We start from the raw sequence: 23,686 nt of genomic DNA, 5'->3' as shown, positions 1-23,686 counted from the left end.
CCCTAACCATCCATCGGCTCAATGGTGAGTCATCCGTCCGCTTCAGCTGGTCTGGTTCGTCTGGGAGCAGGTGCCGATGTCTCCGCCGTCGTTCACCCCGGCGTCCCATGCCCTGCTGGGCCTCGCACCTCGTCCGCCGGGCGCCCTCTCGATCGCGTTCGTGGTGCCGATGCAGGGTCCGACGGGCATCTACGGCCCCGGCTGCCTGGCCTGCGGCGAACTCGCCGCCGAGGAGCTGAACGCAGGCGGCGGGATCGCCGGGAAGCCGGTCGAGCTGGTCGCGATCGATGCCGGGCGCGCTCCCCACGAGGTCGCCGCCGAGGTCGCCCGGCTCGTCGAGCTAGGCCGGGTCGACGCGATCGCCGGCTGGCACATCTCCGCCGTACGCCAGGCGATCACCGCCCGCGTCGGCGGCCGGACCCTCTACGCCTTCGCCGCCATGCACGAGGGCGGCGACGACACCCCTGGGGTCTTCATGATCGGGGAGCGCCCGGTCAACCAGCTGCTCCCCGCCACCGCCTGGATGCGCGCCAACCACGGCGTCTCCCGCTGGGCGGTGGTCGGCAACGACTACGTCTTCCCGCGCGTCACCGGGTCCACGGCCCGGGCGGCGCTGCGCGGGTCGCCGTCGGAGGTCGTGAGCGAGACGTACGTCCCGCTGGGGACCCGCGACTTCGCCGGCGTGCTGCGTGGCCTCGAGGGCGGCGAGCAGGACGGGGTGATCATGCTGCTGATGGGGCAGGACGCGGTGCACTTCAACCGCCAGTTCGCCGCCGCCGGGCTGAGCTCGTCGCTGACCCGTCTGAGCCCTGCGGTCGAGGAGAACACCCTGCTCGCCGGTGGCGCCGGCGCCAACGCCAATGTCTTCGCGGCCGCCGCCTACTTCGACGGCCTCACCACCCCCGAGTCGGCGGGTCTGGCCGAGCGCTACTACCGCAGCTTCGGCGAGTACGCGCCCTCCCTCAACGCTGTCGGCGAGTCCTGCTACGAGTCGCTGATGTTCCTGCGCCAGATCGGCGACGCCTGCGGTTCTCTCGAGGTCGAGCCCGCGCTGCGCCTCACCGACCACCACAGCTACTCCAGCCCCCGCGGCCTGATGCGCATGCACGGCAACCTCGTCGACCAGGACGTCTACATCGCCGCCGCCGACGGCCTCCGCTTCGAGATCCAGGAGCAGATCGCGTACGCCTCCTGACGCCTGCGTCGGTCCGTTGACTTCGAGCGCGCTCCAACTCCTAGCGTGCGCGACATGACGTACGAGAACCCGACCCAGGACCCCACCGCCCGCGCCGCCCGCCACGACCACGGCCGCGAGATCCTCGACGCGATCGACGGCGAGGCCGGCGCCCGAGTCATCGACTCCCTCGCCGACATCGCCCCGGAGCTCGGCCACCAGGTCGTCGCCTGGGGCTTCGGCGAGATCTACGCCCGCCCGGGCCTCGAGCCGCGAGACCGACAGCTCGTCACCCTCGGCATGCTGACCGCCCTGGGTGGTTGCGAGCCCCAGCTCGAGGTCCACATCAACGCCGCCCTCAACGTAGGCCTGACCCCCGAACAGATTATCGAGGCATTCCTCCACTCCGCCGTCTACTGCGGCTTCCCCCGCGCCCTGAACGCCACCTTCACCGCCAAGAAGGTCTTCGCTGAACGCGGCCTCCTCCCCCTCGCCTGAGCGCGACATGATCAGGCGGCAAGGGTGTGATCGCGGAGCATGCGGCGCAGTCTGAGCTCTGCTGGCGATAGTGGCGGATCTGGTGACCAGGTTTCGGGTGGCGGGCTGATGTAGCTGTGCCCGGTGGGTGTGGTGGTGATGATGGTGCCGTCGGGTCCTGGTCTGGCCCGCCAGCCGAGGGCTTCCTTGGCCTGATTGCACCGTTCGCACAGACCTTGCAGGTTCTCGGCTCTGGTTTCGCCGCCGTCGGCGTGGCGTTCGACGTGGTCGACGTTGCGGATCGGGGCGTCGCAGCCGTTGGTGCGGCAGATCCCGCCGTCACGGGTCGCGATGAACTCCGACAGCCCCTCGGGCGCCTTCCTGGCGCGTGATTCCATCGCGACCAGTTGCCCGGCGGGGTCGGTGAACAGGCGACGGACGAACACCTCGGCGTCGGCGAGGGCTGCGCGGGCCCAAGCGGCGGGGACGGGTCCGTAGCCCTCGACCATGGCCGGCTGATCGGCGTCGCCGGTGAGGGAGTCGGCTGTCATCACGATCTTGACCTCGATGCGAGGTTTCGCATCGGTGGTGCTGCGGCCGGTGATCCGGTCGACGAGGGTGTCGGCCATGACCTGGCCACGGGTCCGCTCGTCGCCCGCAGCCGCAGCGGTCTTGGCCGCTTGGTCGAGTGCGGCGAAGACCGCGACGCTGTCCTTGACCGGGAGCAGGGCGTCGAGCCAGGTCATCGTGTCCGGGGCAGGGCGGAGGCTGACGCGGCGGTCTTTCACAGCGTTCGCGGCCCGGGCCACGACAGATGCCTGGTCCAGGGTGATGGCGAGCTTCTTGGCGGCGTTCTCGAGCTGCCGCAACCCCATCGACACCGCCTTGGCAGACTCGCCGCCAGGACCCGTGGCGCAGAGGTCGTAGTCGATGACCCGACGATCATCCAACGACAGGCAGGCGGTTTCACGGGCCAGGATGGTGGCCTGCCATTGCGAGAACAGCCCGGCTCTCATCAGTGCGAAGGTGTGCGGCATCTCGTTGATCAGGATCTTCGCGAGCCCGAGGAGCTTGGCGCCCTTCTCGGGCGAGACCCGCCGCGCGAGCGCGACCTGGGAGGCAACCCCTTCGCCGAGCCTGCGGGCAGGAACCCCAGCCTCTGATTGGCGTGCCCGGACGGCTTCGTCGAGACGTACCGCCGCTTCTGCCTGCACAGCCTCAGCAGTGCACTTCACCGCTTCGAGACCAGCAATCCAATCGACCAGCTCAGCCTCGGACGCACCCGAAGGCGGCCCTGCGAGGAGGTGGTCGATCGTCTCGTACATGCGCCTTATTATATGCTATCGAGCACTCCGCCGCGACCTATTTAAGCAGGTCAGATGACAGTTACGCGGTCAGCGAACAAGCAACGTGAACTCCGCGCCACTCTCTCGCCGCCGCCCCGATACAGGCGAAATCTTTCTCGATCGGGTGCCGAGTCAAGGACCGCGAAGCGGCCGGCGAAGCCGGCGCCCGAAGGGCGTCCTTGACGCGGCGCGCGATCGAGAAACACTCAAGGCAAGGGTCGGCGGCGAACCTCGGAACGAAGAACGGTCGCCAAGCGAGCTCTCCCGCAGAAGCGAACCGTGTTGGTCTCGACACGCCTCCGCCTAGCGGCTCCGGCGGCTCGACCAGCGGATAGGCGAAAGCCCCGGAGCACGACGCGCTCCGAGGCTCTCATGCGATCCGGCGAGAATCAGGCGATGTGGAAGTCGCTCACGTTGACGTCCACGGCCTCGACGTCGATGTCGAAGTAGTCCTCGACGGCCTCGATGACCCGGGTGCGGATGGTGACGGCGTTGGCCTTGACCGGGGTGCCGTACTCGATCACGTAGGACACCGTGACGTTGGCGACGTCGTCGGCGATGTCGACCACGGTGCCCTCGTCGTCGATGGCGTGTACGCCGTCGACCTTGGCCACGATGTGGTGGACCAGGCGCTCGACAAGACCCTCGCTCACCGTCGACTTCCCGCGCTCCTCGCGGGCGGCACGGGCGGCACGCAGCACGCCGGTCAGGGTCGAGTCGGCGGTCGGCTCCGGCTCGACGACCGGCTCCGGCGCGAAGCCGGGGGCCGGGGCCTCGGTCACGGTCTCCTCCGCCGCGGCGGGCTCCTCCTCGACGGGCTCGGTCTCCTCGGCGACGGTGTCGACGGCATCGGCGACCTCCTCGGCGGGTGCCTCGGTGGCGTCCTCGGTCAGCGCCTCGTCGACGACCGTCTCGGTGTCCTCGACCTCGTCCTCGTCCTCGGTCTCCACCGGCGACTCCTCGACGACGTCGGTCGGCTCGACGGCCGCCTCGACCTCCTCGGTCACCTCGGTCACCTCGGCAGGCTCGTCAACAACCTCCTCAGCAGCCTCGGCAGTCACGTCGCTGCCCGCGGCCTCGGCCTCGGTCGACTCGTCGGTCTCGGCAGCCAGGACCACGTCCTCGGTCTCCGTCGGCGCCTCCTCGGCAGCGACCTCGTCGACAGCGATCTCCTCGGCCGGCGCCTCGTCCTCGACGACGTCGACGATCTCCTCGTCGCCCTCGACCGACTCGGTCACGTCAGCAGCCTCGTCGACAACCTCGTCGGCCGACTCGAACGTCTCCTCTGCCTCGACATCGGTCAGCTCGTCCTCCGCCTCACCGACGGTCTCGTCGGCCGACTCGACGGACTCCACGACCTCTACCTCGGACGCCTCACCCTCGTCCGCGGTCACCACGACGTCCTCGACCTCGGTCGGCTCGTCGACAGCGACCTCCTCGGCGAGCGCCTCACCCTGCGGCTCGACGCCGGTCTCCTCGGCCTGGTCCGACTCGATCGCGTCGGCGGATACGAAGGTGTCCTCGGCGTCGACCTCGACCTCGGTCGCGTCGGCGACGTCCTCGGTCGCACCCTCGACGACAACGTCCTCGGTGACGACCTCGTCCGCGGTGTCCGTGACCTCGGCGTCGGCCGCGTCGGCAACGGCCTCGGTCTCGACCGGCGCCTCGTCGACCGGCGCGTCCTCAGTCGGCTCCTCGACAGCGGCCTCCTCGACCTCCTCGGTGGTCTCGACGACGGGGGCTTCGGCGTCGACGCCCTCGAGCGGCGCCTCGTACGTGCCCTCGGTCTCGACCGCCTCGGCCGGAACCTCGTCAACAGGAGCCTCGGCGGGCTCGGTCTCGGCGACCTCACCCACGACGTCGCTGCCCACCTCGACCTCCTCTACGGCGAGCTCGGCCACCTCGGCCGCCGGGGTCTCCTCGGTGTCGGTGATGACGTGCTCGGGGTCGGAGAGCGGGTCGAGGGAGGGGGCCTCGGCGACGGGCTCGATGACGGTCTCGGCAACCGGCACGACGGCCGGCTCAACAGCCGGCTCGGCAACCGGCGGCGCAGGGGGCTCGGTGACGTACGCACTGGCCTCGGGGGCGGCCAGGCTCTCGCCGTAGCCGGGAGCGGAGACGTCGATCGACTCGCCCTCCCCGGCCTTCGGCTGCTCGGTCTTGTGACGGTTGAAGATGCCGCTGATGAAGTCGGACATGGCTTCGCATTCCTTCGAGTGAGGGGAGGGTTTTGGTCGAGCGCTCACAACTGGGCGTGATGCTAGGGCTGGCACGCAGTGAGTCGGGTCACGTGTCTTTGATTCCCTTGTCTTGTACCCCAACGGTGACCGGCATGAGGAGTGCCTGTGTCAAACCTTCCGGGGACATTCGCCCACCGTTCAGCCAACGTCGGAGACCCACCGGAGCACGCGCTGTAGAACGACGGAAGAGCACGTACGTCACGACAGAACCGCTCGGGGAGAGACGATGAATCCACTGCTGCTCCCACTGGTCGCCGCACAGGCCGCGTACGTCAATCGGACCATCGGAAAGGAGCCTCGTCCGGAGGGCCCGACGAAGGGTTTCGTGACGGCTCCGGAGGCCGAGGATGGATCCATTCCGCTGCGCCTACTGGTGATCGGCGACTCGTCCGCGTCGGGGAGGGGCGCGCCCACCCACGACCTCGCCTTCGCCGGGTCGATGGCGCGTGCGATCGCGAAGCGGACCGAGCGGTCGGTCGAGTGGCGGGCGCTCGGGAAGTACGGCGCGACCAGCGAGCGGATCCGGCACGGCATCCTCACCAAGGTCACCGGCGAGTGGGACCTCGCCGTGCTCCTGGTGGGCGTCAACGACATCCTCGCGCGCCGCTCGGTCGAAGCCTGGACGCGCGATCTGACCGCGATCGTCGAGACCCTCCAGGAGCACGCCGCACACACCGTCCTCCCCGGGATCCCGGAGTTCGGCGCGTTCCCGTCACTCCCCCGCACCTTGCGGCGATACCTCGCCGAGCGCGGGGAGGCGCTCGACGTGGCAGCGCGGCTGGTCTGCGCCGGACGTACGTCGGTGCAGTGGGTCAGCTCCGCCGACCTCGGTCCCGCGGAGCTGTCCTTCTTCGCCGCCGACGGGTTCCACGCCTCGCCGGCGGGCTATGAGCGGTGGGCGCAGGCGATCTGCGACCACCTCGACTTCTAGCGTCGATCTCTAGCTGGGCACCACCAGCTGGGCGAGCGGTACGTGGTGCTGGCCGGCATGGGTGTCGCGGTCGCGCAGCGAGCCCTGCGAGACCGGGCGCGGGTAGGAGATCTTGACGACGTTGAGCGACGGGATCCGGAAGATCTGGACCGACCCGGGATCGACGCGGTAGAGACCGGCGACGACGTCCTCGTCGAGGAAAGTCTCGTCGGCCGCGATCCGGTAGCCCTCGGCGTCGCGCATGAACAGCTCCATCGTGATCCAGAACGGCCCGGCGTTCTTGGAGCGGACCTCGGTCGCGAGGTCCCCCAGGGTGGTCTCAGACATCGTGCTTCTCTCCGATCTCGGTGCTGAACTCGGTGCTGAACTCGGTGCGGAACATCGCGGTCGGGGTGAGGCTGTCGACGGCGTGGTTGAGCACGAACTCGTACGCAGCGCCCCGCTCGACCTCGGCCGGCGACCCGGGGAACGCCAGGCTGGGCAGGTAGTCCATGTCCTGGGCCGGCAGGTGCAGCATCAGCGGGTTGGCGACCTTGGCGACCGCGGTGGCCAAGGCCTGGTCGGCGGCCCGGACGAGCAGCATCACCCCGACCTCGCGCGGCGGCTCGGTGGACGGGTCGAGATCGCCGAGGACCGCGTTGTAGCCGTAGAGACGCAGGTCGTAGTCGTAGTCCTCGCGGGTCAGGCCCAGGGTCTGCTCGACCCGCTGGGTGAACACGACGTGCATCAGCGAGGCCCAGCCCTCGATGTCCTTGAGGATCAGCGGGTCCCGGATCGCGGAGAACGACATCGTCTCGTAGCCGGTGATCCGGGCACCCTCGAGCTTGATCGTGTGCTGCTCGGCGTGATGGAACCGCGACCCCTCGACACGCACCCGCCGCTCGTCGAGCGCGGTGTAGACGGCATCGCGCACGTCCAGGGTGCCGTCCGGCTCTCGCATCTCGAACGGGTTCGCCGTCTCGTACAGCATGTGGGCGGCCACCGAGATCGGCGTGCACGCGGCGCTCTCGTCGAGCGGCTCGATGGTGAACCCGGTCCGGTCGATGGTCGCGAAGACTCCGCCCATCCGCGGGTTGGTCGTGCACTGGCCGCCGCACTCGACGATCTTGGCCGCGTGCCAGGTCGGCCCGGCGGGCATCCCCTTCAGCAAGGCGTACGCAGCGGCGTTGGCCGTGTCGGTCGCCCGCCCGGCCAGGACCACCTGAGCCCCGGCCGAGAGCGCCTCGGCGATCGGCTCGTGGCCCATCATGGCGACGATGTGGGTGCAGTCCTCGAGGGTCGCACCGTCGAGGTCGCCCAGCGGCGGCAGCGGGTGGATCCGGCCGGCCTCGAGCGGCTCCTTCAGGTCGGGGGCGCGCTGCTCGCTGTAGATCCGGGCGACCTTCATCGACAGGCCCTCCTCGGCGAGCAGGCCGGCGACGATCCCGGCGACCCAGTCGACGCCGTCGTCCGTGCCGCTGGTGCCGCAGGAGCCGACGATGATCGGGATCCGGGCCCCGGCCGCTGCCCGGAGCAGGAGCCGCAGGTCGCGGGCGACCGCGGCGGCGGTGGTCTTCGGCTTCGAGGCACCCAGGTAGTAGGGACCGGAGTCGGTGGAGCCGCCGTCGACGGCGATCACGTCCGCTCCCAGCGCGATCCCACGGGTGATCGTCTCCTCCGGGAACCCGGCGCCGAGCATCCCGCTGGGCACCAAGATGCTGACGGAGTCAGCGTTGTCGCTGGTCATCTGTTGTTTCTCTCCTCGATCAGGTGGGCGTTGACAGCATGTTTCGGGCAGCCCGCGAGCGCGTCGAGGAGCTCGCGGGCTCCCTCGAGGCCGGCGGCCCGGCGGGCCTCGGCGGTCTGCCCGGCCAGGTGGGAGTGGACGACGATCCCGGGCACCCCGCGCAGCGGGCTCTCGGCCGGCAGCGGCTCCTCGGCGACCACGTCGAGCGCCGCTCCGGCGATCCGGCCCTCACGTACGGCGGCGACGAGCGCGTCCTCGTCGACGATCGCGCCGCGGGCGGTGTTCACCAGCACCGACCCAGGCTTCATCAGCGCGAACGCGGCGGTGTCGAGCATCCCCCGCGTTCGTGGGGTGAGCGCGGTGTGGACCGACACGTAGTCGGCCGATGCCAGCAGCTCGGGCAGCTCGACGAACCGGACCTCCGGGTCGGTCCGCTCGGCCTCGGCGACAGCAGTCGTGCACAGCACGCTCATCCCGAACGCCCGGGCCAGCGGCACGACCGCACGGGCGGCGGCGCCGTAGCCGATCAGGCCCAGGGTGGAGCCGCGCAGCTCGCGGCCGTCCTCACGTGGCCAGCCGCCGGCCGCGACAGCGGTCGCGGTCTCGACCAGCCGGCGGGAGGAGGCGAGGAGCAGCCCCATGGTGTACTCGGCGACCGCGTTGGCGTTGATCCCGGGCAGGTTGCTGACCGTGATCCCGGCACGTGCGGCCGCCTCGACGTCGATCGCGTCATAGCCGACCCCGGTGCGTACGACGGCCCTCAGACGGTCCGCGGACGCGAGGACCTCGGCGGTGAGCGGGTCGTGACCGACCAGGGCACCCTCGACCCCGGCGAGGTCGGCGACCAGATCCCCGGACCGGTAGCGGGTCTCGTGGCCCCGGGAGCGGAGGAGGTCGTCGACCTCGTCGCCGGGCCGCAGGTAGTCGGTGGTGATCAGGATCCGGGCCACCGCGCTCACACCGCCCGTTCGACGTCGCCGCGCCGCTGGAGGCGGTCGATCCGCACCACGATCACGACCGCGACCGTCGCGACGACCGCGATGTCGAGCAGCATCGTCTGCCAGCCCAGGATGTCGACGGCTCCGCCGATCAGGGCCGGACCGAGGAAGGCACCGCTCTGCCAGCCCACCGCATAGAGCGCTGCGTACGTCCCGAAGACCCGCGCCGACGGCGCCAGGTTCCACAGCACGACGACGGCGTTGACCAGGAAGGCCGAGGCACCGGCGGCGCCGATGCAGAACGCCACCACGGTGCCGGTCGGGGTCTGCACCAGGGTGCCGAGGACCATGGCGGCCGCGAAGATCGCCATCCCGGCGATCATGGTGCGCAGCCGGCCGAAGCGCTCGGCGAACAGGGCGGTCGGATAGGCCGCGAGCAGGAACGCGACCCCGCTCGGCAGCGTGATCCCGCCCGCGTCGCCGCGCGAGAGCCCGAGGGTCTCCATGCCGTAGGGCGTCACCAGCGCGCGCGAGCCGGCCCAGGCGCTGCCGAAGACCAGGATCGCCACGATCAGCAGCAGCCGGCTGCGGTCGGTGTCGCGCACGATCTCCCAGATGGTGTCGCGGATGCGTGCCTGTCCGACCGACGTCGACTCCTCGGCGGCGTCCTCGGCCACTGCCGCCTGGTAACCGGGCGAGGAGCTGTCGCGGATCGAGAGGCACAGCACGGTGACCGAGACGAGGGTGATCAGCGCGATCACCGCGAAGGCGAGGGCCGGGTGGTCGTCGACCAGCACGATGCTGACCACGGCCGCGACGATAACGGTGAGGCTGGAGGCGATCTTGACCGCGGCGTTGGCACGGCTGCGGCGCTCGGGGGCGATGAAGTCGGGCACCAGCGCCTCGCCGATCGGCTTGAACGAGTTCGAGACCAGCGCGAACGCGACGATGACGACGATCAGCAGCGGCAGCGAGTCAGCGGTGTGCGGCAGGGTCACGAACAGCAGCGCCGCGAGCGGCATCCCGACGGCGAGGTAGGGCATCCGCCGGCCCCAACGGGTGCGCGTCCGGTCGGACCGGTTGGCCATCCACGGCTGGATGAAGATGCCGAACAGGTTGTCCATGCCCATGATGAAGCCGACGAGAGCGGCGCTGGCGAGGTGGTCGCGCAGCAGCGGCGGCACCTGGCTGTCGTAGAAGTTCCACATCGACTCCTGGGCGAAGACCGCCAGCGCGACGAGAAGGGTGATCCGGCGGGGCCCGAGCTGCCGTGGTGGTGCGGTGGGGATGGTGGTGCTCACGAGACGGACCTCCGTGATCTCTGCATGGTCCCGGCATGGACCCTGCGGGCTGTGGCGGCGCTCACAGTAGTTTTGCTACAGCAAAAGAGTCAAGAGGTGGCACTGTTGGAAAAGTGGCCTAGGATCAGGACCATGTCGATCTCCTCCCCCGAGACCACCCCGGAGACCACGACGGTGGCCGAGCGCGTCTATCAGGCCTTACGCGGCCAGATCGGCTCCGGCGAGCTCGAGCCCGGCGCCAAGGTGACCGAGCGAGGCATGGCCGAGCGCCTCGGCGTCAGCCCGACCCCGGTCCGCGAGGCGATCCGGCGGCTCGAGCTCGACGGCCTCGTGGAGCGAGTGGGCCCGCGTACGACACTGGTGGCCCGGATCGAGGAGGACGCCAGCCACGACCTGGCCGAGGTGGAGGTCGCGCTGCGCGGCCTGGCCGCCCGGTTCGCCGCGCGGCATGCGACCGACGACGAGCTCGACGAGCTCGACCGGCTGCTCGATGAGGCCGACGACCTGGTGATCCTGATCCGGGCACGTCATCGCGACGGCAAGCCGGTCGAGAAGCACGCCGACCGCTTCCTCGACGTCCTCGGCCGCTTCAACGAGCAGGTCAACGCCGCGGCCCACAACCCGGTTCTCGTACGCCTCCTCGAGCAGTCCCGCTCGCTGAGCCGGTCGCGGCAGCGGGAGATCTCCCGGGCGCACCTGCTCGCCGGCGACGAGTTCGGCGCCGACCGCTACGCCGAGCACCGTGCCCTCGTGATCGCCCTGCGCGCTCGCGACGCCGCAGAGTCCGAGCGCATCGTCACCGAGCACGCCGCCCGCGGACTCCTCGACCTGCGGCGCGAGCAGTAGACGTGGCGGGAGTCTTCACCGGCTTCGCCACGATCACCGTCCTCATCGCCCTCGGCGCACTCCTCGCCCAGCTCCGGATCCTGGACGAGCGCGGCCAGCGGACGCTCTCGACGGTCGCATTCTACGTCGCCAGCCCGGCGCTGCTCATCACGGTCATGGACGACAGCGACCTCGGCTTCGTGCTCTCCGGCAACCTGGTCGCGGTCGCCGGGGGCGTGCTCGTCGCCGCCACGCTCGTGGCCACCGTCGAGACGCTGCGCCGCCGCGGCTTGGGCGACACGGTGGTCGCGGTCCTGTGCGGCTCCTACGCGAACGCCGGCAACCTCGGCCTGCCGATCGCGGCGTACGTCCTGGGCGACCCGGTCCTGGTAGCACCGACGCTGCTGCTGCAGATGCTGGTCCTCCAGCCGCTGGCACTGGTCCTGCTCGACGCCGACGCGAGCACGACGAAGCTGTCGTTCTGGGACGTGATCCGCCGCCCGCTGACCAACCCGATCACCGTCGCCTCCTTGATCGGGGTCGCGCTCTCCGTCACCGATCTCGACCTGCCCACAGCGGTCTCGGACCCGCTGGAGCTGGTGGCCGGGATGGCGGTCCCATCCATGCTGATCGCCTACGGCGTCGCGCTGCGGCTCGGGCCGCTGCCCGGACGCGGCGTCCCGGCACTCGATCTGGCCGCCGTGGTCGCGACCAAGCAGATCGTGCAGCCGGTGGCGGCGTACCTCATCGGGCGGTTCGTGCTCGGCCTCGACGCCGAGGCGCTGCTGGCCGTGACCGTGCTCTCCGCGCTGCCGACGGCTCAGAACGTGTTCGTCGTCGCGCAGCGCTACAACCGGGCCACCCTGCTGGCCCGCGACGTCATCTTCGTCAGCACGCTGGCCACGGTGCCGGCGATCCTGCTGGTCGTGCTGCTGCTCACCTAGCCCCAGAGCCAGCCACAGAGCCAGCCCCGAGCCGACCAAAGTCCCTTGCGGCTGTATCTCTTCGGGCGTACCCTCGCGATATATCGGGACACTACGCCGACAGTCGATGCAGCTTTCACAAGGGAGATGACATGAGCAACCTCGACAACCTGCGGGTGAGCGAGGCCGATCGGGAGGAGGCGTCGGCGAGGCTCGCCGAGCACTACTCGACAGGCAGACTCACCGACGACGACTACTACGAGCGCCTGGACGCGGTCTGGTCCGCGAAGGTCCGTGCCGACCTGGAGATGCTCTTCACCGACCTGCCCAAGAGCGCGCCACAGCCGCCACAGGCGGTCCGCCGCCCGCGCCGCGGCCGCCCGCGGGCGTTCCCGCTGGTCGCCTGCTTCCTGCTCGTCGCGATCGGGCTGGTCGTGATGGGCGTGCCGTGGTGGATCTTCGCCGCGATCGCCGGCGGAGCCCTGGTCTTCCGCAAGGGACACCACCGCTCCCGCAGCTGTCACCAGCAGATGCGTCATTCTGTGCACTGAATTCCGGATTCCGTGGCCTCCACCCGGGCGCACCACTAGGTTGTGCCGCGGTCGCTACCCCCACAGCCCACCAGGAGTCCCGATGAACCGCTCCCCTGCCCGCACCGCGCGCCGCGGTCTGGCAACCGCACTCGTTCTCGCCCTGCCGCTGGCGCTCAGCGCCTGTGGTGGTGGCGAGTCCGCCGATGAGGGTGCCGGTGGCGCCACCGAGATCACCGTCGGCGTGATCCCGATCGTCGATGTCGCTCCCCTCTATCTGGGGGTGGAGAAGGGGTTCTTCAAGGAGCAGGGCCTCGACGTCAACCTCGAGCTCGCCCAGGGCGGTGCCGCGATCATCCCCGCCGTCGCCAGCGGCCAGTACCAGTTCGGCTTCTCCAACACGACCTCCCTGCTCCTGGCCCAGACCCAGGACGTCCCGGTCGAGGTCGTCACCGCCGGCGTCAACGCCACCGACGACCCGGCAGCCGACATGGCCGGTGTCCTGGTCAAGGCCGGCAGCGACATCACCTCCCCCAAGGACCTGGAGGGCAAGAAGGTCGCGGTCAACACGCTCAAGAACATCAACACGACCACCACCAACGAGCTCGTCCGCCAAGACGGCGGCGACCCGACCGAGATCGAGTACGTCGAGCTGGCCTTCCCCGAGATCGGCCCGGCCATCGAGAAGGGCGACGTCGACGCGGGCCAGGTCGTCGAGCCGTTCCTCACCATCGGCACCCAAGCCGGCATGACCGACCTCGGCTCCAACTTCGTCGCCGCCGACCCGGGTCTCGCGGTCGCGGAGTACTTCACCTCGACGAACTACGCCGAGTCCGACGCCGACACCGTCGAGGCCTTCACCACCGCGATGAACGAGTCGCTCGACTACGCCCAGCAGCACCCGGACGAGGTGAAGGAGATCCTCCCGACCTACACCGACATCGACGACAAGGTGCTCGCCGAGCTCAACATGCCGCAGTGGACCTCCGAGATCGACACCGCGTCGATCCAGAAGCTGGCGGACCTCTCGAAGGCGGATGGTCTGTTCGCCAAGGACCCGGACGTGGACGCCCTGCTTCCATGACCGGAGCCGGCCGCGGCCGGGACGCCGCCCTGGGCGTACTCGGCCTACTCGTGGTCGTCGGGCTGGCCGAGGCGCTGCCGCGTCTCGGCATCGTCAACGACAGCTATCTTCCGCCGGCGAGCGCGATGTTCGCGGAGCTGTTCGACCAGCTCGGCGAGGTCGTCTTCTGGACCGACCTCGGCGCCACCATCCGGGGCTGGGCCACCGGCCTGGCCGTCGCGATGGCCGCCGGCATCGTGCTCGGCGTGGTCATCGGCTCGGTCGGCTTCCTGCGCGACCTGACCGCCTCCACGATCGAGTTCCTGCGCCCGATCCCCTCGGTCGCCCTGATCCCCCTCGTCGTGCTCCTCTACGGCAGCCGGCCGACCTCGGCGCTGATCCTGGTCGTGTACGCCGCGTTCTGGCAGATCCTCGTGCAGGTGCTCTACGGGGTCGCCGACGTGGACCCGGTCGTGCGCGACACCGCCCGCTCCTACCGCTTCTCGCGCCTGACCACCGTCCGCAGGGTCGTCTGGCCCACCGCGCTCCCCTACGTCATGACCGGCTTCCGGCTGGCCGCCTCGGTCGCGCTGATCCTGGAGATCACCGCCGAGCTGATCATCGGCGTGCCCGGCCTCGGCAAGTCCATCGGCGTCGCCCAGTCCTCCGGCGCGGTCGAGAAGACGTACGCCCTGGTCATCGTCGTCGGGATCATCGGCGTCGCCGTGAACCTGGTCGCCCGGGCCCTCGAACGGCGCACGCTCCGCTGGCACGTCTCGATCCGAAAGGAGGCCCGGTGAGGATCCTCAGGACGGTCGCGTACGCCCTCGCCCTTCCGATCGTGCTGGTCGCGGTGTGGTGGTTCGCCTCGGCCGGCTCCACGAACGTCTTCTGGCCACCGCTGTCCAAGATCGTCGGCGTCTTCGGGGACACCTGGACCGCCGACCGCTGGCGCGGCGACGTGCTGCCGAGTCTGGCGCGGCTCGCGATCGGCTATCTGCTCGCGCTGGCCGGCGGCGTACTCCTCGGGGTCGTCATCGGCCTCTACCGCCCGGTCCGCGCGTTCTGTGAGCCGACGCTGGAGTTCTTCCGGGCGGTGCCGCCGCCGGTGCTGGTGCCGGTGATCGCGCTGTTCCTCGGCTACACCGGCGACGCGTCCAAGATCGTCACGATCGCGCTCGGCTGCCTGTGGCCGATCCTGCTCAACACCGTCGAAGGCGTACGCGGCCTGGACGAGGTCATGCTCGACACCGCCCGCTGCTACCGGTTCAGTGCCTGGACCCGGTTGCGGCAGGTCGTGCTGCGCGGCGCCTCGCCGCAGATCGCGGCGGGAGCGCGCCAGGCGCTGTCGATCGGCGTGATCCTGATGGTGATCAGCGAGCTCTTCGGTGCCAACCGTGGCCTCGGCGCCTCGATCGTGCAGTTCCAGCGCAGCTTCGCCGTCCCGCAGATGTGGACCGGGATCATCCTTCTCGGGATGCTCGGCTTCCTGCTCTCGCTCCTGTTCCGTCTCGTCGAGCACTACTCGCTCGCCTGGTACCGCGGCCTGCGCCAGGCCGACCGCGGTGCCTGACCCGTACCTGAGGAGAACCCGTGTCAACTGCGCTGGACGTACGTGGCCTGAAGAAGACCTACACCACCGGCGGCACCTCCCTGGAGGCCATCGAGCAGCTCGACTTCTCGATCGGCCAGGGCGAGCTGGTCTGCATCGTCGGCCCCTCGGGCGCCGGCAAGACCACCCTGCTGCGCTGCATCAGCGGCCTGCTCGAGGCCACCGCCGGGGTCGTCGAGCTCGACGGCGCCATGGTCACCGAGCCGCCGGCCGGGATGGCGGTGGTCTTCCAGGAGTACGGCCGCTCGTTGTTCCCCTGGCTCACCGTCCGGCAGAACGTCGAGCTGCCGCTCAAGGAGAAGAAGATCCCGCGGGCGCGCCGGACCGAGCTCGTCGACGAGGCGCTCTCGGCCGTCGGCCTGACCGACTCGGCCTCCTCCCATCCCTGGCAGCTCTCCGGCGGCATGCAGCAGCGGGTCGCGATCGCCCGCGCGATCGCCTACGAGCCCTCGGTCCTGCTGATGGACGAGCCGTTCGCCGCCGTCGACGCCCAGACCCGAGCCGACCTGGAGGATCTCGTCCGCGAGCTATGGAAGCGGCTCGGTGTGACGGTCCTGTTCGTCACCCATGACATCGACGAGGCCGTCTACCTCGGCCAGCGCGTGCTCGTCCTCTCCAACCGGCCGACGGTGATCCTGGAGGACGTGGCCATCGACCTCCCCGACGAGCGCGACCAGCTGACCACCCGCTCCGCGCCGCGCTTCGCGGAGCTGCGCGCCCACGTCTACGAGCTGATCCAGAGGGCCAAGAAGGGAGAGCGCCCGGCCCAGGATCACTAGCCCAGGATCACTAGCCCGGGATCACTCGACCGAGGGCGCGATGATCCAGACCGCCGCGTCGGTGGGCAGGTCGCCCACGACCGGGTCGCCGCTGTACATCACGATCTCGCCCTCGGGAAGCGGCGTCGGCTCCATGCCACAGTTGAGGACGACGATCAGGTCGGTCCTCGTGTCCGGGGAGCCGCCGACCCCACCGCGCCGGAACGAGACGACGCCCTCGGGCGCGTCCAGGATCTCCACGTCCTCGTCGGCACCGAGCGCGAAGGCCCGGCGCGCCGACAGCGCCGCCCGGTAGAACTCCAGCGTGGAGTCACGGACACCGTTCTGGGCAGCCACGGTGAGGTCGACCCACTCGGCCGGCTGCGGCAGCCACGGCTGCGTGGGCAGGTCCTCGTCGGGGACCTGACTGAACCCGAAGGGCGGCTCGAACCCGCTCCACGGCAGCGGCACCCGGCACCCGTCACGACCGCCCTCACCGGTCTCCGACCACGGATCCTCCTGATACTCCGGCGGTAGATAGACCTGTGGCAGGCCCAGCTCCTCTCCCTGGTAAAGGTACGCAGACCCCGGAAGCGCCAGCATCGTCAGTGTCGCCGCGCGCGCCCGGTGGAGCGCCTGCAGTCCGTCGCCATAACGCGAGCGGTGGCGTACGACATCGTGGTTGGACAGGACCCAGGTCGGCGCCGCCCGCGAAGGACCGAGCGCCTTCAGCGTCGACCCGATGACCTCCTTGAACGCCTCGGCCGACCAGGGTGCCTGCAGCCAGGAGAAGTTGAACGCCTGGTTGAACTCGTCGGCACGTACGTAGCGCCGCAGCTCCGCCGGACCAGGGGTCCAGGCCTCGGCGACCATCATCCGGTCGCCGTCGAAGGAGTCGATCAGCTTGCGCCAGGCGCGATAGATCTCGTGGACGGCCAGGTTGTCCCACATCGGCGCGTCGGTGACGCCGCGCTCGTACATCACCGCGGCGTCGGACGTCGGCGCGAGCCCCTCGGGGACGACCTGGTCGCGCAGCTCCTTGAAGAGCCCGTGGGCGATGTCGACCCGGAAGCCGTCCACGCCCCGGTCGAGCCAGAAGGTGAGGATCTTGGTGAACTCCTCGACCACCTCGGGGTTGTGCCAGTTGAGGTCGGGCTGGTCGTGGTCGAAGAGGTGGAGGTACCACTGCCCGTCCTCGATCCGCGTCCATGCCGGACCGCCGAAGACCGAGCGCCAGTTGGTCGGCGGCTCCTCGCCGTTCTCGCCGCGGCCGTCGCGGAAGATGTAGCGGTCCCTCGCCGGAGACCCCTGCGCTTCAGCAAGTGCCTCGACGAACCACGGGTGCGCCGAGGAGGTGTGGTTGGGGACCAGGTCGACGATCACCTTCAGGGCGAGCTCGTGGGCGCGCGCGATCAGGTGGTCGGCGTCGGCCAGCGTGCCGAAGATGGGGTCGACGTCGCAGTAGTCGGCGACGTCGTAGCCGTGGTCGTTCTGCGGCGAGGTGTAGAAGGGGCAGATCCAGATCGCGTCGACGCCCAGCGCGGCGAGGTAGTCCAGGTGGTCGGTGATCCCCTGCAGGTCACCGAGCCCGTCGCCGTTCGAGTCCGCGAACGAACGCGGGTAGATCTGATATGCGACGGCTTCGCGCCACCATGGCTGGTCCACGTGGACCCCTATCTCGTCGGTTGGTCATCAGTACCCCGATCCTCTCGACGTGATGCTCGGGGTTGTCAAAACCAGACGGCCCAGCCTGCCGCGGATTTCTGTCGGACCCAGAGCCTGAAACGCCGAATTAACGGTGATGTCCAAAGTCGGCCTGTGGCATGTACGCTTATGAGTGTTGAAGGAGGCGTCCTACGCGCTTCGCGGTTGCTCTCGGTGACCGTTCGTGCAGCACTTGGTCTTCCGCAGATGCAGAAATCAGGACTCGTGGATTCAACGCCCAAAGGGCGGCACGGAGTCGCCCTGTGTACACAAGGATTAGATTCATGACTCAGGGAACCGTGAAGTGGTTCAACGGCGACAAGGGCTTCGGCTTCATCGCCCAGGACAACGGTGGCGACGACGTCTTCGTGCACTTCTCCGCGATCCAGACCAACGGCTACAAGACGTTGGACGAGAACCAGCGCGTCGAGTTCGACGTCACCCAGGGCCCGAAGGGCCCGCAGGCCGAGAACGTCCGCCCGGTCTGACCAAAGACCTAGCTGACCTTTCAGCAAGACAGCCCCGCTCCTGCTTCGGCAGGGCGGGGCTGTCCCCCTTTTGGGGTCGGTGCCTACTCGGGAAGCTTGGTGACATCGACCCAGCCCCGGGCCTCGCTGATCGTCTCCAGGTCACCGAGGGTGAGCGCGATGGTCGTGTTGGCGCTGCCCGCAGCCGGGTAGACCATGTCGAAGCGCTTCAGCGAGGCGTCGAGCCACACCTCGGCCGACGCCGGGTTGCCGAACGGACAGACGCCACCGATCGCGTGGCCGGTCATCGGCTCCACGTCTTCGGCGGCGAGCATCCGCGCCTTGGTGCCGAAGTGGGCCTTGAACTTCGCGTTGGCGATCTTGGCGTCGCCGGCGGCGACGATGAGGATCGCGGCGGTCCGGTCCTCGGCGTAGAGGCTGATGGTCTTGGCGATCTCCGCCGGCGAGACCCCGAGAGCGACCGCGGCGAGCTCGACGGTCGCCTTCGACTCCACCGACTCGATGATGTCTCCACCGCGTCCGAATCGGTCCAGGTGGGTGCGGGCCAGCTCGATCGACATGAACCTCACCCTAGCGGCGCGTCCCGCCGCCGAAGGAGTCGGCGACGGCGCGGTCGGTGAAGATCCGGTACTCCATCGGCGAGGGCGACCCGAACGGCGAGTCCGGCGCCGTGCCGCAGACGATCACCAGGTTGCCGGGGCGGCGGCCCTTCATCGTCGCCGGCTCGACACCGACGACCATGTCGCCGAGGTCACGGGCCGCCGCGATGAAGTCACGCGCCTGGGGGAACGGCGCCCGGTCGACGAGGTTGGCGACGAAGACCCCGGAGGGGGCGAGCACGCGGCGTACGTCCTCCACGAAGGCGGCGGAGACGAGCTCGTCCGGAGTGCGACCGCCGTCGAAGGCGTCGAGGATCACCAGGTCGGCGAAGCCGTCGCGTACGCCGCCGATGCCGCTCTTCCCGTCGACGGGACGCACCTTGATGCCGCTGCGCGGCGGGAGCGGCGCCTCGCTGCGTACGCGCTCGATGACCTCGACCGACGGCTCGAGCACGATCTGCGAGGAGCGCGCCCTGGTCGCGTGGACATAGCGCGCCAGAGTCATCGCGGCGCCGCCGACATGCAGAACTCGCACTGGCCCTGGAGGCAGTCGGTCGATAACATCCCCGATACGCCTCATGTAGTCGAACACGAGGCGGGTCGGATCCCCCAGATCGACAGCCGACTGCTGCATCGCGTCGAGCTCGAGCACATATACATCGTCGGCCATAGCGGAGATACCCTACCCCCCACGTGGAAATGGGGGACCTGTTCCTCTATTGTGACCTGCGCAACGACGGAACGATTGCCCGCTATGGATGCATCTCGGATACCCCTCGGGGCATCCATTCATGTCTCCAGATCTACCTCGCCGATCCCCCACACCCCGTCCGGCGAGGAACGAGAGGAAGTCAAAGCAGCGTGACAACCATCGAAGAAGTCACGATCGGGGCGTTCAGCCAACCCCTGGTCGGGATGTCGTTCATCATCTCCGTTCTCGGCTCATGGGTCGGTCTGACCTGTGCGACCCGCGCGCGCCGGCGCGGCGCCGGCACCGGCGCCTGGCTCTGGCTCTTCGGCGCGGCCGCCTCGATCGGCGGCGGCGCGATCTGGTCCATGCACTTCATCGGCATGCTCGCCTTCGACAGCCACGTGGCGTACGCCCTCGACGTCGGCACGACCCTCATCTCGCTCGCCGTCGCGATCATCGCGGCGATGGTCGGCATGCTCATCGCAACCGCCATGCGGGGCAACGCGGGCTACATCGTCGGTGGCCTGGTCACCGGTGCCGGCGTGTGCGCGATGCACTACACCGGCATGTACGCGATGGACATGAGCGCCGACATGGTCTGGAAGCCCGCCGTGGTCGTGGCCTCGGTCGTCATCGCGCTGGTCGCCTCGGCGCTCGCGCTCTTCTTCGCCTTCAACGTCACCACGCGGCTGATGCGCGTGGGCGCTGCCATCATCATGGGCATCGGCGTGTGCGTCATGCACTACACCGGCATGCTCGCTCTCGAGATCCACAGCTCCCCCGACGACAAGCTCGGGCACGTCACCGGTGCGGACCCGGTCTACCTGGCGATGCCGATCTTCGCGATCTCGGCCGGCATGCTGATCGTGATCGGCTTCGCCACCATGTTCGCGGGCATCAACGATGATCTCGACGACCCGTGGACCCCGGACCAGCGGGCGGTGACCTCCGACTCCGGCGCCCACGCGATGATGCCGCAGCGGCCCGCTTTGGGGCTGCCCACCTACTCCGGCCACGAGCCCGACCTGCTCCAGCAGCCGCGGCAGCCGCTGCAGCCGCTCCCGACGCGTGAGCCGGCAGCCTCCGGCAGCCCGCAGGCGAACCAGCCCGCGAGCGGAGGCATCGGCAGCATGTTCTCCCAGCGCCCCCAGAACCCGGGTCAGCGTCCCCAGCGTCCGACCCAGCTGCGCCCGCAGAACGGTCGTTGGACGCCCCGCCCCTACGCCCAGCAGCCCTCGAACGGCTTCCCGGAGCGGCGGACGGACCTGTTCAACCCGCAGGGTGGACAGCCCGGCGAGGAGGCGACCAACGAGCCGCCGGCTCAGCCGCAGCCTCGGTCGCCGCGCAATCCGGGCTGGCTGCCGCCGCGCAACGACAACAACCTCTAGGACTCCCAGAAGACGCGCTCGACCACACCGTGGGCGAGGCGGGTCATCCGCAGGTAGTCGTTGACCAGCTCGTCGGTCGCGCCCGCCGGATAGCCGAGGATGGCCGCGACGGCGTGCTGCTCGACGGGTCCGGCGGGCAGTGAGTCCGCCGGGCGGCCGCGCGCGAGGGTGACAGCGTTACGGACCCGGCTGACCATCCGCCATGCCTCGATGAGCGTCTCGGCGTCGTCGGCGTCGATCAACGAGGCGTCGCGGGCGGCCTGCAGCGCCTCGACGGTGCGTGGCGTGCGCAGCCCGGGGACGGCGTACGCATGCCGCATCTGCAGCAGCTGGGCGGTCCACTCGATGTCGGCGAGCCCGCCACGGCCGAGCTTGAGGTGGGTGTTGGGGTCGGCGCCGCGGGGCAGCCGCTCGTGGTCGACACGGCCCTTGATGCGGCGCACCTCGACGATGTCGTCCTCGCTCAGCCCACCCTCGGGATAGCGCAGCGGGTCGATCATCTCGGTGAACGCCTCGCGCACCTGCGGGTCGCCGACGACGGCGTCGGCGCGCAGCAGCGCCTGCGACTCCCAGATGCCCGACCACTTCGCGTAGTAGGAGGCGTACGCCGGCAGCGTCCGCACCAGTGCGCCCTGCCGCCCCTCGGGGCGCAGGTCGGCGTCGATCTCCAGGGGCGGGTCGGCACCTGGCAGGGCGAGCAGCCGGCGCAGGTCGGCGATGACCTTGAGCGCGAACTGGGTCGCCTCGCCCGGGTCGGCACCCTCGACGGGCTGGTGGACGAAGAGCACGTCGGCATCGGAGGCGTAGGAGAGCTCGAACCCGCCGTAGCGACCCATCGCGATGATGGCGATCCGCGTCGGAGGCCCGTCGATCCCACGGCGGGCGACCTCCTCGGCCACGACGGTGCGCAGCGAGGCCTCCAAGGTGGCGTCGGTCAGCCGGGACAGGGCGGCGCCGATCGTGTCGATGCCGGCCTCACCGAGGAGCTCGGCGGCCGAGATCCGGAACAGCTCGCGGCGGCGGATCGCCCGGATGTGGCGTACGGCCTCCTCGGCGGAGGTGGTGGTGCGCCGGCGGGCGGCGCGGGCGACCATCTCGTCGGTCAGCGCCTCGGCCGATAGCGGCGCGAGGTCGTGGCCGAGCAGGCGCAGCGCCTCGGGTTCCCGCTCGAGCAGCGCCGTGGTGTAGCGCGAGGTGGACAGGATCGTGGCGAAGTGCTGCGCGACCAGGCCCTCGTCGCGCAGGGAGCGCAGATACCAGGGGGTGGCGCCGAGGGCGTCGGAGATCCGGCGGAACCCGAAGAGCCCGGCGTCGGGATCGGAGCCCTCGGAGAGCCATTCCAGCATCACCGGCAGCAGCGCCCGCTGCAGCGCGGCGCGCCGGGAGACGCCGGTGGTGAGCGCCTCCAGGTGCCGCAGCGCGGCCTTGGGGTCGGCGTAGCCCAGCGCGGTCAGCCGCTCCTCGGCCGCCTTCGCGGAGAGGTGGGCCTGGCCGGACGGGATCCGGGCGACCGCGTCGAGGAGCGGTCGGTAGAAGAGCTTCTCGTGGAGACGGCGTACCTCGATCCGCTGGTGGCCCCACTCCTTCTCCAGCCGCACCACCGGGTCGCGCAGGTAGCCGAGCGAGCGCGCCAGCCAACGCCGCGACTCCTCGTCGTCGGGGACGACGTGGGTGCGCCGCAGCCGGTAGAGCTGGAGCCGGTGCTCCATCCGCCGCAGGAACGCGTAGGCCTCGTGCATGGCCTCGCCGTCCTCGCGCCCGACATAGCCGGAGCGGGTCAGCGCCGCCAGCGCGGAGAGCGTCGTGGGCTGGCGGATCCCGGTGTCGGTGCGGCCGTGGACCAGCTGCAGCAGCTGCACGGCGAACTCGACGTCGCGCAGCCCGCCGGCGCCGAGCTTGAGCTCCCGGTCGGCCTCCCTGGTCGGGATGTGGGCGATGACCCGCCGCCGCATCTTCTGGGTGTCGGAGACGAAGCCGTCGCGCTCGGCGGCCTTCCACACGAACGGGTTGACGGCCTCGACGTAGGCCCGGCCCAGAGCGAGGTCGCCCGCGGCCGGCCGGGCCTTGAGCAGCGCCTGGAACTCCCAGGTGCTCGCCCAGCGCTCGTAGTAGCCGACATGGCCGGCGATCGTGCGCGAGAGCGCGCCCGCCTTCCCCTCGGGACGCAGCGCGGCGTCGACCGGCCAGATGGTGCCCTCGCCGGTGTGGGCCGAGCAGACCTGGATCAGGTTGCTGGCGAGCTGGGTGGCGACTCGCAGCGAGACGTCGTCGGCGACTCCGTCGGCGGCCTCGTGGGCGAAGATCACGTCGACGTCGGAGACGTAGTTGAGCTCGTGGCCGCCGCACTTGCCCATCGCGACGACGGCCAGCCGGACCTTGTCGGCGTCCGCGCCCACCCGCGCGCGGGCGACCGCGAGCGCGGCGTCGAGGGTCGCGCAGGCCAGGTCGGAGAGCTCGGCAGCGACGTCGTCGACCGGGAGCTGATGGGCCAGGTCGCGGGCGGCCAGCCGGAGCAGCCAGCGGCGGTACTCCACCCGCAGCGCGTCGACCCCTTCCGCGTCCGGGACGGTGGCCATCGGGCTCTCATCGGTCGGCTTCGCGCCGACGGCCTCGAGCAGCGAGGCCCGGAAGACGTACGCAGCGGGCCTGGTCGTGCCGAGGGTCGGGTCGGCCAGCTCGCGCCAGTGATCGGGATGGCGGGCCAGGTGGTCGGTCAGCGCAGGCGAGGCGCCGAGCACCGAGACCAGCCGCATCGCGGTGCCCTCGTCTTCGGCGAGCTCCTCGACGAAGCCGTCGCCCTGGGACTCGGCGAGCATGACCAGCCCGGCCAGCGCCGCGTCGGGGTCGGCCGCCTGACCCAGGATCGCCAACAGCTCATGGCCGCCGGCGCCGAGACCTGCCAGATCCGCCAGGGCCGTGTCCGGGTCGTTGAAGCCGAGCCGGAGCAGCTCGCCCTTGCCTGGCAACGTCAT

At 70.1% G+C, this 23,686-nt stretch carries 22 protein-coding genes; 12 read left to right on the top strand and 10 right to left on the bottom strand.

What is annotated here, in order from left to right; all coding sequences use genetic code 11:
• Nucleotides 1–76: 76 nt before the first annotated feature.
• Both ABZY89_RS04865 and ABZY89_RS04860 read left to right on the top strand, forming a co-directional pair.
• Nucleotides 77–1,195 (top strand): substrate-binding domain-containing protein, encoded by a 1,119-nt coding sequence (locus ABZY89_RS04865; RefSeq protein WP_355225082.1) that lies wholly within the window; start codon nucleotides 77–79, stop codon nucleotides 1,193–1,195.
• 54 nt (nucleotides 1,196–1,249) lie between these two features.
• Nucleotides 1,250–1,672, top strand: coding sequence for a carboxymuconolactone decarboxylase family protein (locus ABZY89_RS04860; protein ID WP_355225081.1), 423 nt, complete (start codon nucleotides 1,250–1,252; stop codon nucleotides 1,670–1,672).
• 11 nt (nucleotides 1,673–1,683) lie between these two features.
• Here ABZY89_RS04860 and ABZY89_RS04855 read toward each other — a convergent pair whose 3' ends face one another.
• Together ABZY89_RS04855 and ABZY89_RS04850 are read right to left on the bottom strand one after the other, a co-directional pair.
• On the bottom strand, nucleotides 1,684–2,976 hold the full coding sequence (locus ABZY89_RS04855; RefSeq protein ID WP_355225080.1) for a DUF222 domain-containing protein: 1,293 nt from the start codon (nucleotides 2,974–2,976) through the stop codon (nucleotides 1,684–1,686).
• A 410-nt stretch (nucleotides 2,977–3,386) separates the two neighbouring features.
• Complete coding sequence (locus ABZY89_RS04850) at nucleotides 3,387–5,195, bottom strand: hypothetical protein (RefSeq protein ID WP_355225078.1); 1,809 nt, start codon at nucleotides 5,193–5,195, stop codon at nucleotides 3,387–3,389.
• Between the two features lie 268 nt (nucleotides 5,196–5,463).
• On the opposite strand from ABZY89_RS04850, the gene ABZY89_RS04845 reads away from it, so the two are divergent.
• Nucleotides 5,464–6,168, top strand: coding sequence for an SGNH/GDSL hydrolase family protein (locus ABZY89_RS04845; protein WP_355225076.1), 705 nt, complete (start codon nucleotides 5,464–5,466; stop codon nucleotides 6,166–6,168).
• 9 nt (nucleotides 6,169–6,177) lie between these two features.
• Here ABZY89_RS04845 and ABZY89_RS04840 read toward each other — a convergent pair whose 3' ends face one another.
• The 4 genes from ABZY89_RS04840 to ABZY89_RS04825 are packed head-to-tail and all read right to left on the bottom strand — an operon-like array spanning nucleotide 6,178 to nucleotide 10,133.
• Nucleotides 6,178–6,495: a DUF4387 domain-containing protein gene (locus ABZY89_RS04840; RefSeq protein ID WP_355225074.1), complete on the bottom strand. Its 318-nt coding sequence runs from the start codon at nucleotides 6,493–6,495 to the stop codon at nucleotides 6,178–6,180.
• Nucleotides 6,488–7,894 (bottom strand): acyclic terpene utilization AtuA family protein, encoded by a 1,407-nt coding sequence (locus ABZY89_RS04835; protein ID WP_355225073.1) that lies wholly within the window; start codon nucleotides 7,892–7,894, stop codon nucleotides 6,488–6,490. The genes ABZY89_RS04840 and ABZY89_RS04835 overlap by 8 nt, the downstream gene beginning before the upstream one ends.
• The gene (locus tag ABZY89_RS04830; protein ID WP_355225071.1) at nucleotides 7,891–8,853 is read right to left on the bottom strand and encodes a phosphoglycerate dehydrogenase; all 963 of its coding nucleotides are present in this window, start codon (nucleotides 8,851–8,853) and stop codon (nucleotides 7,891–7,893) included. The genes ABZY89_RS04835 and ABZY89_RS04830 overlap by 4 nt, the downstream gene beginning before the upstream one ends.
• A complete protein-coding gene (locus ABZY89_RS04825; RefSeq protein ID WP_355225069.1) occupies nucleotides 8,850–10,133 on the bottom strand; it encodes an MFS transporter in 1,284 nt (427 codons plus the stop codon). The genes ABZY89_RS04830 and ABZY89_RS04825 overlap by 4 nt, the downstream gene beginning before the upstream one ends.
• A gap of 132 nt (nucleotides 10,134–10,265) precedes the next feature.
• Here ABZY89_RS04825 and ABZY89_RS04820 point away from each other — a divergent pair, with 132 nt between their 5' ends.
• The 7 genes from ABZY89_RS04820 (at nucleotide 10,266) to ABZY89_RS04790 (ending at nucleotide 15,865) form a co-directional block, all read left to right on the top strand.
• Nucleotides 10,266–10,979: a GntR family transcriptional regulator gene (locus ABZY89_RS04820; protein ID WP_355225067.1), complete on the top strand. Its 714-nt coding sequence runs from the start codon at nucleotides 10,266–10,268 to the stop codon at nucleotides 10,977–10,979.
• Between the two features lie 2 nt (nucleotides 10,980–10,981).
• A complete protein-coding gene (locus tag ABZY89_RS04815; protein WP_355225065.1) occupies nucleotides 10,982–11,902 on the top strand; it encodes an AEC family transporter in 921 nt (306 codons plus the stop codon).
• 131 nt (nucleotides 11,903–12,033) lie between these two features.
• Entirely contained in the window at nucleotides 12,034–12,432 is a 399-nt protein-coding gene (locus ABZY89_RS04810) for a DUF1707 domain-containing protein (RefSeq protein WP_355225063.1), read from the top strand.
• Nucleotides 12,433–12,514: 82 nt separating this feature from the next.
• The gene (locus ABZY89_RS04805) at nucleotides 12,515–13,495 is read left to right on the top strand and encodes an ABC transporter substrate-binding protein (RefSeq protein WP_355225061.1); all 981 of its coding nucleotides are present in this window, start codon (nucleotides 12,515–12,517) and stop codon (nucleotides 13,493–13,495) included.
• Nucleotides 13,492–14,274 carry an ABC transporter permease gene (locus tag ABZY89_RS04800; RefSeq protein WP_355225059.1) on the top strand — a complete coding sequence of 261 codons (783 nt, stop codon included), beginning with the start codon at nucleotides 13,492–13,494 and terminating at the stop codon, nucleotides 14,272–14,274. The genes ABZY89_RS04805 and ABZY89_RS04800 overlap by 4 nt, the downstream gene beginning before the upstream one ends.
• On the top strand, nucleotides 14,271–15,047 hold the full coding sequence (locus tag ABZY89_RS04795; protein ID WP_355225057.1) for an ABC transporter permease subunit: 777 nt from the start codon (nucleotides 14,271–14,273) through the stop codon (nucleotides 15,045–15,047). Before ABZY89_RS04800 ends, ABZY89_RS04795 begins: the two co-directional genes overlap by 4 nt.
• A gap of 20 nt (nucleotides 15,048–15,067) precedes the next feature.
• Nucleotides 15,068–15,865 (top strand): ABC transporter ATP-binding protein, encoded by a 798-nt coding sequence (locus tag ABZY89_RS04790; RefSeq protein ID WP_355225055.1) that lies wholly within the window; start codon nucleotides 15,068–15,070, stop codon nucleotides 15,863–15,865.
• A gap of 21 nt (nucleotides 15,866–15,886) precedes the next feature.
• Here the strand turns inward: ABZY89_RS04790 and ABZY89_RS04785 are convergent, their stop codons facing one another.
• Nucleotides 15,887–17,509, bottom strand: coding sequence for an alpha-amylase family glycosyl hydrolase (locus tag ABZY89_RS04785; protein WP_355225053.1), 1,623 nt, complete (start codon nucleotides 17,507–17,509; stop codon nucleotides 15,887–15,889).
• 323 nt (nucleotides 17,510–17,832) lie between these two features.
• Here ABZY89_RS04785 and ABZY89_RS04780 point away from each other — a divergent pair, with 323 nt between their 5' ends.
• Entirely contained in the window at nucleotides 17,833–18,036 is a 204-nt protein-coding gene (locus ABZY89_RS04780) for a cold-shock protein (RefSeq protein WP_091053181.1), read from the top strand.
• Between the two features lie 83 nt (nucleotides 18,037–18,119).
• On the opposite strand, the gene ABZY89_RS04775 is transcribed toward ABZY89_RS04780, so the two are convergent.
• Together ABZY89_RS04775 and ABZY89_RS04770 are read right to left on the bottom strand one after the other, a co-directional pair.
• A complete protein-coding gene (locus ABZY89_RS04775) occupies nucleotides 18,120–18,596 on the bottom strand; it encodes a YbaK/EbsC family protein (protein ID WP_355225052.1) in 477 nt (158 codons plus the stop codon).
• Between the two features lie 10 nt (nucleotides 18,597–18,606).
• Nucleotides 18,607–19,305, bottom strand: coding sequence for a fused MFS/spermidine synthase (locus ABZY89_RS04770; RefSeq protein ID WP_355225050.1), 699 nt, complete (start codon nucleotides 19,303–19,305; stop codon nucleotides 18,607–18,609).
• Nucleotides 19,306–19,496: 191 nt separating this feature from the next.
• Here ABZY89_RS04770 and ABZY89_RS04765 point away from each other — a divergent pair, with 191 nt between their 5' ends.
• Nucleotides 19,497–20,714: an MHYT domain-containing protein gene (locus ABZY89_RS04765; RefSeq protein WP_355225049.1), complete on the top strand. Its 1,218-nt coding sequence runs from the start codon at nucleotides 19,497–19,499 to the stop codon at nucleotides 20,712–20,714.
• Here the strand turns inward: ABZY89_RS04765 and ABZY89_RS04760 are convergent.
• Nucleotides 20,711–23,686 carry a bifunctional [glutamine synthetase] adenylyltransferase/[glutamine synthetase]-adenylyl-L-tyrosine phosphorylase gene (locus tag ABZY89_RS04760; protein ID WP_355225047.1) on the bottom strand — a complete coding sequence of 992 codons (2,976 nt, stop codon included), beginning with the start codon at nucleotides 23,684–23,686 and terminating at the stop codon, nucleotides 20,711–20,713. The genes ABZY89_RS04765 and ABZY89_RS04760 overlap by 4 nt on opposite strands.

This window comes from Nocardioides sp. NPDC006303 (assembly GCF_040613175.1).
GTDB lineage: Bacteria > Actinomycetota > Actinomycetes > Propionibacteriales > Nocardioidaceae > Nocardioides.
This window is presented reverse-complemented; position numbering and strand designations above follow the sequence as displayed.

What these genes read in the sequence shown, in the direction of transcription:
- ABZY89_RS04805 (WP_355225061.1), top strand. Translation starts at nt 12,515, where the DNA reads ATGAACCGCTCCCCTGCCCGCACCGCGCGCCGCGGTCTGGCAACCGCA.
- ABZY89_RS04780 (WP_091053181.1), top strand. Translation starts at nt 17,833, where the DNA reads ATGACTCAGGGAACCGTGAAGTGGTTCAACGGCGACAAGGGCTTCGGC.
- ABZY89_RS04820 (WP_355225067.1), top strand. Translation starts at nt 10,266, where the DNA reads ATGTCGATCTCCTCCCCCGAGACCACCCCGGAGACCACGACGGTGGCC.
- ABZY89_RS04845 (WP_355225076.1), top strand. Translation starts at nt 5,464, where the DNA reads ATGAATCCACTGCTGCTCCCACTGGTCGCCGCACAGGCCGCGTACGTC.
- ABZY89_RS04855 (WP_355225080.1), bottom strand. Translation starts at nt 2,976, where the DNA reads ATGTACGAGACGATCGACCACCTCCTCGCAGGGCCGCCTTCGGGTGCG.
- ABZY89_RS04860 (WP_355225081.1), top strand. Translation starts at nt 1,250, where the DNA reads ATGACGTACGAGAACCCGACCCAGGACCCCACCGCCCGCGCCGCCCGC.
- ABZY89_RS04840 (WP_355225074.1), bottom strand. Translation starts at nt 6,495, where the DNA reads ATGTCTGAGACCACCCTGGGGGACCTCGCGACCGAGGTCCGCTCCAAG.
- ABZY89_RS04835 (WP_355225073.1), bottom strand. Translation starts at nt 7,894, where the DNA reads ATGACCAGCGACAACGCTGACTCCGTCAGCATCTTGGTGCCCAGCGGG.
- ABZY89_RS04775 (WP_355225052.1), bottom strand. Translation starts at nt 18,596, where the DNA reads ATGTCGATCGAGCTGGCCCGCACCCACCTGGACCGATTCGGACGCGGT.
- ABZY89_RS04800 (WP_355225059.1), top strand. Translation starts at nt 13,492, where the DNA reads ATGACCGGAGCCGGCCGCGGCCGGGACGCCGCCCTGGGCGTACTCGGC.
- ABZY89_RS04760 (WP_355225047.1), bottom strand. Translation starts at nt 23,686, where the DNA reads ATGACGTTGCCAGGCAAGGGCGAGCTGCTCCGGCTCGGCTTCAACGAC.
- ABZY89_RS04865 (WP_355225082.1), top strand. Translation starts at nt 77, where the DNA reads ATGTCTCCGCCGTCGTTCACCCCGGCGTCCCATGCCCTGCTGGGCCTC.
- ABZY89_RS04810 (WP_355225063.1), top strand. Translation starts at nt 12,034, where the DNA reads ATGAGCAACCTCGACAACCTGCGGGTGAGCGAGGCCGATCGGGAGGAG.
- ABZY89_RS04850 (WP_355225078.1), bottom strand. Translation starts at nt 5,195, where the DNA reads ATGTCCGACTTCATCAGCGGCATCTTCAACCGTCACAAGACCGAGCAG.
- ABZY89_RS04770 (WP_355225050.1), bottom strand. Translation starts at nt 19,305, where the DNA reads ATGGCCGACGATGTATATGTGCTCGAGCTCGACGCGATGCAGCAGTCG.